Raw genomic sequence first — 8,561 nt, 5'->3', positions numbered from 1 at the left:
CTGATATCTACTCCGATGAGTACTTGCGGAGTGCCACCGATGGTAGCGTAAAGATTGCCGGGGCCACAGCCGATATCGATCGCGATTTTACCATCCCAACTACCGTAAGCGCAGAGCGCAGGCTCCGCCAACGCGCAGCGTCGGCTCTGCCGAATCGCCGCTCGCCAACGTTCGCCGAAGGCTGGGCTACAATTTTCTGTTTGCAAGTACTTGTCTCGATACGATTCATGCCCAAAAAAATCGGCATTAGCCCGCATCCCCTGAGTCCAATTTGAGACTTGACTCGTGGGAATGCCGCCCGCATCCCAATTAATTTCGGCATTGAAACTCAGATTTCGTAAGATTTGCTCGTGTTCGGGAAGAATCATTACGCTTGCCTGCCTAAATATTATTGTTCTCGAAATCTTTACCTGACTAATTTAAGTACTCCATTCCCAGTGTGAACATAAACATCTGGAGTGGATAGTCGATCGTCGATCGCGTAACTCCTACGGAGTGTCGTAGCTCGGTGCCCTTGTCACCCTGCTACTTGGATTAAGATGCGATCGATTTGTTTGGCGATCCCCACGAGGTCAAAGCGTTGACTGGCTTGGATTCGCGCTGTGGTGGCGATCTCCTGTGCCAGCTCGGGTCGATCGGCGCATTGCTGAATAACTGCTGCTAGTTTCACAGGATCGCCAGGTGTTACGAGCCAGCCAGTTTCCCCATCTGTCACCAATTCCATCGCGCCGCCTGCCGCTGCTGCTACCACGGGAGTACCGCACAACATGGCCTCGACGATGACTCGTCCAAATGGTTCGGGTGCGGTGGAAGTATGTGCTACCAAGTCGCATCCGGCCATCAGTGCGACGACATCCGATCGAAAGCCGACAAACCGCACTCGATTTTCGAGGTTTAAGTCTTTAACCTGTTGCTGTAGTTGGGTTACATAGTCTCGTTCGCCAAATAAAGCATCACCAACGAAAATGGCACTTACAGATTCGGGACAATGAGTGAGTGCTGCTATTAATAAATGTTGTCCTTTCCAGGGCGCAAGCCGACTAAAGTGCCCGACGACAAAATCTCGATCGGTAAACCCTAATGCCTGTCGAGTCGGCTGGCGTTGCGACGCGTCTCGATAACTAGCGAGATTGAAGCCATTATAGACAACTTGGGTGAGTTTTGCCTGACCGCCAGCGGCAATAAAAGCTGACTGACTGGCTAGAGAATTGGCGATCGCAACCGATGCAAACCGATTTGTCAGCGTCACGGCAATCCATTGATTGATCTTGCTGAAATGCTCTAGCGACAAGATGTCATGCAGGTGAAAAACTAAGGGACGCCGACTTAAGACGCTAGCTATTGCGCCGATGACTAGAGCTTTGAGCGTATTGGCATAGATTAAATCATACTCGCGGCTCAGTCGCGCAACGGCGATCGCCAGTGGGATCGACTGTCCGATCTTAGACAAGCCTTGGAGAATATTGCTATCTTTGCGGACATCAATCGAACTCGCTAATACTTTGACTGGAATCTGTGCCTCCTCCAGCATGGTGCGAAACGAGCCATCTGCCAATAAACAGACTAAGCAGCGATCTCGATATGCCCGAACAAGATCCAGCAAGCACAGTTCTGCGCCCCCAGGTTTACCGCTTTGGTCGAGGAACAGCATCTTCATAGTTTCGCAGCATCAGGCTTACCGCTGCGATCGAGTCCCAAAATTTTCATCGGCATTGACATACTGCCACTAGCGATTTTCTTTTGTATGTTATCGCAATTCCTGTAATTGGAGCAGCCGCATCGACATCGACATCAGTCGATCGATTCTTCTCGATCGAGCGATTGATGTTTGAATTCAGTCAATGGTGATACGGATATTGTGGGCAGTAGAGAGTTTTTTGTGCATAAATCCCCCAAAAGATAGAGCCAACAGATCTGGCAACAGTATTTAATACGAAGAACATAGATTAGATTACAAAGTGTCATGATGGTTCGTTCCAAGGACACTCACCCCGAGAAACCATTGATAGAAACGGTCTATTACCCGAGCAATCAACGCTTACCTACTAACATTTGCATGACGATCGCTCGATGACAGCGATCGTTCGCGTAGCGTGCCTTCGGCAATCGAACATCGACTCCACTAGGTTAAAGTGCTACTTCAATCGATCGGACTGTCCCACAAGCTCTACGCTTGTGGGCTGAACATATTGATGCAATTTTTTCTGTTTTCGCATGAAACCACCCGGCTTTGACTCTAACTTAGGGGGTTAGAGATGCGACTGAATCATTATTAATCTCCCAAGCTTAAAATTTTTAAATGCTAGCAAACATCGAACAGCCTGGCCTCATTTTTAGTAATCGAAATTCCAACCTTTCACAGTTATTACCCAAAAAACCTTTATTCTCAAGTCAAACACTAGACTGGGCAGGGACTTTTATTGAATATCACCACCAGTCTACTTGGGAAACTCCTTACTTCTCCAGTAGTTACCATTCAATTATTGTTAATAACAGCCACCAAATGCCGATCGGGCGATGGTCTGGCGATCGTAAACTGCATCAACAGTTTAACAAAGGGGATATTACCATCTTGCCAGCCAATACCCAAAATAAGCAGAGTTGGAATCGAGAATGGGAATTTTTCTTATTGTATTTAGATCCAAAAAATATGACTCGAATTGCCTATGAATCGATCGGGATTCAATCGCTTGAAATCTTGCCCTGCTTTGCTACGCCCGATCCGCTAGTTTACCAATTTTGCTTAGAGCTAATTTCCGAACTTCGAGCGGGTGAATCGTGCTGTCATCTCTACGTCGAGCATCTGATTGCCGCCCTATCAATTCACCTGATTCGCCAATATTCCGTCAAAAATCAGTCGCTCCGAGATGCCAATGGTTTGCCCAATAGTAAGTTGCAACAAGCGATCTCGTACATTAACGAGCATCTCACCGAAAATTTGTCGCTCAAGGATATTGCCAATGTCGTGGGGATGAGTCCTTTTTACTTTACTAATTTGTTTAAGCAGTCTACGGGAATGACGGCATATCAATACGTGGTTTACCACCGGATCGAACGCGCGAAACAATTACTGCGCAAGCAAGGATTATCGATTGCTGAAGTCTCCGAACAAGTTGGGTTTAAGAGCCAGAGCCACTTTGCCAATGTTTTTCGCAAGCATACCAAGAAAACCCCAAAAATGTATCGTCTTGATACAAAGTAATTATCAAAATTGTAAACCTATGTATTTTCGCAATAATTTACTACTTTTTCGGGGAAATGTGCAAGACAGAGGCTAAATTCTTTGTAATAGTTAGGTTATGCATCAATCGCAGTCAAAAGTAAGACAGCGATAAATAACTTAGATATGCACTAGTTTTTGGCTACAATACCTCGTTCCAAAGTAATCACCTAGATGGCCGGAATCGGAATAGCGATCCACCAAATGCTGGGTTTTAGCAAAGTTACTCATCCCCACCCAAGTCTCAGCAATGATTTTAGATCGTTAACTGCCGAACGATCTAACTCAAGCTTTAATCCCGTTAATTTGTAAAAAAAGACGGGAAATTTTACAAAAGTTTGAGAGCTAACAAAATTATTTTTAAGGGAATTACTACGTGTTTAATCCAAATTGCTACACAACTCAAGGCAAAATCCGCGTTTCTCGCTCTAGTAAAGAAATTTCAATAGATTTGGCTACAAAGGATGTGTTGTCTCGGATTGACAGTCAACGAGGCGGGCTATTGACCAGTAATTATGAGTATCCCGGACGCTACAAAAAATGGGCGATTGGATTTGTAAATCCCCCGTTAGAAATTAGCACTCGCGAGCAGACATTTAGCATCAAAGCTCTCAATCAGCGCGGTCTAATCCTAATTGATTATTTGAGCGATCGGCTTGCCAACTGTCCTGCGTTAGAGATTAAAAATCAACATCTCGATCTAATTACGGGGTTTGTCAGTCCTACTACTCAAGTCTTCACCGAAGAAGACCGCAGCAAACAACCTTCTGTTTTTAGCTTAATTCGGGAAGTGATGTTGGCGTTTAATAGTGATGAGGATGAGTATTTAGGGTTGTATGGTGCATTTGGCTACGATTTAGTCTTTCAATTCGAGAAAATGACTAAAAAACTGCCGCGATCGACCGATGGGCGGGATTTAGTCTTATATCTTCCCGATGAATTAACGATCGTCGATTATCAGCGACAACAGGCTTTTCAGTTACAGTACGATTTTGAAATCGATGGACAGACCAATCGAGGTCTGCCACGAACGGGGGAATATATCGATTATCGCGGCCAACAGTTAGAGTTAACCAAAACCGCCGATCATCTCCCTGGAGAATATGCAGCGAAAGTAGAAACAGCCTTAGATTATTTTCGGCGCGGGGATTTATTCGAGGTAGTTACCAGTCAAAGTTTTTTTGAAAGTTACGATCTTCCGCCCACTGCTCTATTTGAGACTTTACAAAAAATTAATCCCAGTCCCTTCAGTTTTATCCTCAATTTAGGGGGAGAATATATCGTCGGTGCTTCGCCAGAAATGTTCGTGCGAGTAGAAGATCGCCGCGTCGAAACCTGTCCGATTAGCGGTACGATTCGGCGGGGCAGCAACGCGATCGAAGATGCATCAAATATTTTAGAGTTACTCAATTCTCGCAAAGATGAATCTGAGTTAACCATGTGTACTGATGTCGATCGCAATGATAAATCGCGGATTTGTGAGCCTGGTTCCGTGCGAGTACTCAGTCGGCGGCAGATCGAACTATACAGTCATTTAATCCACACAGTCGATCACGTTGAAGGCATATTACGCCCGGAATTTGATGCCATCGATGCCTTTTTATCCCATTTGTGGGCAGTTACCGTCACTGGCGCACCCAAAAAAGCCGCGATGGAGTTTCTCGAACAGCACGAACGCAGTGCTCGACAGTGGTATGGCGGAGCTGTTGGTTATTTGACCTTTAAAGGGGATCTGAATACCGGATTAATCTTGCGAACTGTGGAGTTGAAAGATTCGATCGCTCAAGTTCGCGTCGGCGCAACACTGCTCTATGATTCTATTCCCGCAGCAGAAGAAGCAGAAACCCTGTTAAAAGGGGCAGCGGCATTCCAAACGCTCAAATCTGCTCGGATTTCATCCGCTCAAAAAAATCTGCACGCGGTAATTGAAACTCATCCAGCGATCAAAGATTTGCATGCGGTGGTCGAACATCATCCAGCCATTACCCGAGTTCAGCGGCGAGTGCTGTTAATTGATTATGAAGATTCTTTCGTTCACACCCTGGCTAATTATATTCGTCAGTGCGGTGTCACGGTCACGACCTTGCGGCACGGTTTTAGTGAGGAAGTTTTCGACAGGCTTCAGCCAGATTTAGTGGTACTGTCGCCTGGGCCGGGTAAACCAAGCGAGTTTGGGATAACTCCAACGATTCAAGCTTGTGTGAAACGACAAATTCCGATTTTCGGTGTGTGCTTGGGATTACAGAGCATTGTCGAAGCTTACGGTGGAGAGTTAGGAGTTCTCGATTATCCTCAACACGGTAAGCCCTCTCGAATTCGGGTTACTGCGCCCGAGTCAGTTTTATTCCAAGGCTTACCTACTGGTTTTAATGCGGGTCGTTACCATTCTCTGTATGCGATTCCCGATCGCTTGCCTTCACAACTGCAAGTCACGGCAGTTACTGAAGACGGCACGATTATGGCGATCGAACATCAAAGTCTACCGATTGCGGGAGTTCAATTCCATCCTGAATCGATTATGACACTGACGGGAGATGTGGGTCTGGGCATTATTAAAAATGTCATCGATGCTTATACTAATCCAGTTGTATTTAAGGAAGTTCAAACTTTAACAAGTTCTAAATCTCTTCAAGAGTTATCCCGAAGCTGAGCAAATCAAAAATAATGCTGAAATCTGTTAAATCGCACAATTTTCTGGAAGATATCTTCAGCTATAAGCAAGAAGAAGTAGTGCAATTAAAACAGTACTATAATCTAAAAGATCTCCAAAGTCAAGCTAAAAAAGCCAGTTCTTGTCATAATTTCCAGCAAGCTTTACAGCAAAGTAACTACCAGCCCAGTTTAATTGCTGAAGTAAAAAAAGCATCACCCAGTCGCGGCATTATTCGGGCAGATTTCGATCCAGTAGCGATCGCTCAAGCTTACCAACGTGCTGGCGCAACTTGTCTATCTGTCCTCACAGATACCCGTTTTTTCCAGGGCAGTTTTGAAAATTTACAGCGGATTCGGCAAGCAGTCGAGCTGCCGCTGTTGTGTAAAGAGTTCATTATCGATCCCATTCAAATTTATCTCGCGCGGTTGGCAGGTGCCGATGCCGTTTTATTAATTGCAGCGATGCTGAGTGTGGAAAAATTGGGCGAACTGCTCTGTTTAATTCAAGAGTTAGGGATGGAAGCCTTAGTCGAGGTACACGATCTAGCCGAACTCGATCGGATGTTGTCATTACCCTCTTTACGTTTAGTTGGGATTAATAACCGCAATCTCGCAACTTTTAATGTCGATTTAGCCACCACTCAAACTGTATTAGCCGATCGGATTGATGTCCTCAAAAATCGGGGAATTACCGCGATTAGTGAGTCGGGACTGAGCGATCGATCGCAGTTAGATCGAGTAGTTTCGTGGGGTGTAGATGCGGTGTTGGTGGGAGAATCTTTGGTCAAACAACCAGATATCGAACGCGCGGTTCGTTGTTTGATGACTGGCGAGGGTTAATGGTTTAATTGCTACGTTTCTAGTGGGCAGATCCCCCTAAATCCCCCTTAAAAAGGGGGACTAAGAGTCCGGATCCCCCCTTTTTAAGGGGGGCTAGGGGGGATCTTCTAGGGCTTACGATTGATACCCTTGTACTTTTCAAACATCCTCTGAACTCTTCAAACTATTGACGGCTTATACCAATTCTCTATTTATCGATCGATTTTAGAGTTCGATCGATCGGTAATCTTCTATCAAACTAAATAATTATGACTGCCTCAGTTTCTACTCGTTTTGAATCGTTAAAGTCAACGAAAAATTCTGTCAATTCCTGTGGATTCATTCCATTTATTATGGCAGGAGATCCGGATCTAGAGACTACGGCACGCGCCCTCAAGGTTCTCGATCGGTGTGGAGCGAGTGCGATCGAATTAGGGGTTCCTTACTCCGATCCATTGGCGGATGGGCCAGTTATTCAAGCTGCGGCGACACGCGCCTTAGAACGAGGAATTAAGTTTGACTCGATTTTAGCCATGCTTGCTAAAGTGACTCCCCAACTAAATGCGCCGTTGATTTTGTTTACTTATTACAATCCCATTTTATATCGGGGGATTGAGTGCTTTTTAGACCAAATTGCCGCAGTCGGAGTTCGAGGCTTAATCGTGCCCGATCTACCCTTAGAAGAATCCCAATTACTAATCGACGCAGCGGCAAAAGTCGGCATCGAATTGACATTACTGGTTGCTCCCACTAGTCCACCCGAACGTATTAAAGCGATCGCTACTGCTTCGAGTGGCTTTATTTATCTTGTCAGCGCGATCGGCGTAACGGGGATGCGCGCTCAAGTTTCTGAGCAGGTTTATCCCTTACTGCAACAAATTCGCCAAGTCACTGATAAACCGATCGGGATTGGGTTTGGAATTTCCAGTCCCGAACAAGTAACGCAAATGAAGGAATGGGGTGCTAATGCCATCATTGTCGGCAGTGCTTGTGTCAATGCTTTGGCGAGTGGAACGCCGGAGGAAGGATTGATCGCACTCGAAGATTTGTGTGGTGCGTTTCAAGCGGCTCTGGCTGATTAGGGTTCGATGGACATTGGTGGGAATCCCCCTAAATCCCCCTTAAAAAGGGGGACTTTAAAGCACCCTTTCCAAGGGGGTTGGGGGATTTACCCACTATAAACGAAGCCCATCCGACTTTTCAGACATCCTTTTTTTACTACTCATTCGCAATAATTTACTCTTCACACCATGATTAGCAAAGCTCCCGCTCCAATGTTTATCGAAGTTCAGCAACCAGATCGGCTCGGTCGGTTTGGACGATTTGGCGGTCAATACGTCCCCGAAACCCTGATGCCTGCCTTGCAGGATTTGGATCGGGTTCACCAACAATATATCAACGAGCCAACCTTTCAAGCTGAGTTAAACCATTTACTCAAGGATTATGTCGGTCGTGCCACGCCCTTATATTTGGCCGAACGCTTAACCGCACATCATGCCAAAGCAGATGGCAGTGGTGCCCAAATTTATCTCAAACGGGAAGACTTAAACCATACGGGTGCCCACAAAATTAACAATGCTCTCGGTCAAGCCCTCCTGGCTAAACGGATGGGCAAACGGCGGATTATCGCGGAAACCGGAGCCGGACAGCATGGAGTGGCCACCGCGACAGTGTGCGCTTTATTTGGCTTAGAATGCATCATTTACATGGGAGTTCAGGATATTCAACGTCAATCTTTGAATGTGTTTCGGATGAAATTAATGGGGGCTGAAGTGCGCCCAGTATCGTCGGGAACTGCGACCCTCAAAGATGCTACTTCTGAAGCGATTCGCGATTGGGTGACGAATGTCGAGACAACTTACTATATTTT

General features: G+C 45.9%; 6 protein-coding genes and 1 pseudogene. 5 read left to right on the top strand and 2 right to left on the bottom strand.

The genetic code is table 11. The features are described from left to right. Together RMO84_RS10755 and RMO84_RS10750 are read right to left on the bottom strand one after the other, a co-directional pair. Positions 1-368: pseudogene (locus RMO84_RS10755) on the bottom strand (hypothetical protein); the annotation flags it as partial. 149 nt (positions 369-517) lie between these two features. Then, positions 518-1,657 (bottom strand): glycosyltransferase, encoded by a 1,140-nt coding sequence (locus tag RMO84_RS10750; RefSeq protein ID WP_310488458.1) that lies wholly within the window; start codon positions 1,655-1,657, stop codon positions 518-520. Between the two features lie 642 nt (positions 1,658-2,299). On the opposite strand from RMO84_RS10750, the gene RMO84_RS10745 reads away from it, so the two are divergent. The 5 genes from RMO84_RS10745 to RMO84_RS10725 all read left to right on the top strand — a co-directional run. Beyond that, the gene (locus RMO84_RS10745) at positions 2,300-3,202 is read left to right on the top strand and encodes an AraC family transcriptional regulator (RefSeq protein ID WP_310488457.1); all 903 of its coding nucleotides are present in this window, start codon (positions 2,300-2,302) and stop codon (positions 3,200-3,202) included. Between the two features lie 394 nt (positions 3,203-3,596). Then, positions 3,597-5,870, top strand: coding sequence for an anthranilate synthase (locus RMO84_RS10740; protein WP_310488456.1), 2,274 nt, complete (start codon positions 3,597-3,599; stop codon positions 5,868-5,870). 14 nt (positions 5,871-5,884) lie between these two features. After that, positions 5,885-6,712, top strand: a complete 828-nt coding sequence (gene trpC / locus RMO84_RS10735) for an indole-3-glycerol phosphate synthase TrpC (protein WP_310488455.1) — start codon at positions 5,885-5,887, stop codon at positions 6,710-6,712. A gap of 248 nt (positions 6,713-6,960) precedes the next feature. After that, the gene (gene trpA / locus RMO84_RS10730; RefSeq protein WP_310488454.1) at positions 6,961-7,773 is read left to right on the top strand and encodes a tryptophan synthase subunit alpha; all 813 of its coding nucleotides are present in this window, start codon (positions 6,961-6,963) and stop codon (positions 7,771-7,773) included. A gap of 168 nt (positions 7,774-7,941) precedes the next feature. Next, on the top strand, positions 7,942-8,561 hold a 620-nt coding region (locus tag RMO84_RS10725), incomplete at its 3' end, for a pyridoxal-phosphate dependent enzyme (RefSeq protein WP_310488453.1).

This window comes from Chamaesiphon sp. VAR_69_metabat_338, assembly GCF_031423935.1.
Taxonomy (GTDB): Bacteria; Cyanobacteriota; Cyanobacteriia; order Cyanobacteriales; family Chamaesiphonaceae; genus Chamaesiphon.
This window is presented reverse-complemented; position numbering and strand designations above follow the sequence as displayed.

Bases quoted from the DNA above. Each gene is read 5' to 3' on its own strand.
- RMO84_RS10750 (WP_310488458.1), bottom strand. From the start codon at position 1,657: ATGAAGATGCTGTTCCTCGACCAAAGCGGTAAACCTGGGGGCGCAGAA.
- trpA (WP_310488454.1), top strand. From the start codon at position 6,961: ATGACTGCCTCAGTTTCTACTCGTTTTGAATCGTTAAAGTCAACGAAA.
- trpC (WP_310488455.1), top strand. From the start codon at position 5,885: ATGCTGAAATCTGTTAAATCGCACAATTTTCTGGAAGATATCTTCAGC.
- RMO84_RS10745 (WP_310488457.1), top strand. From the start codon at position 2,300: ATGCTAGCAAACATCGAACAGCCTGGCCTCATTTTTAGTAATCGAAAT.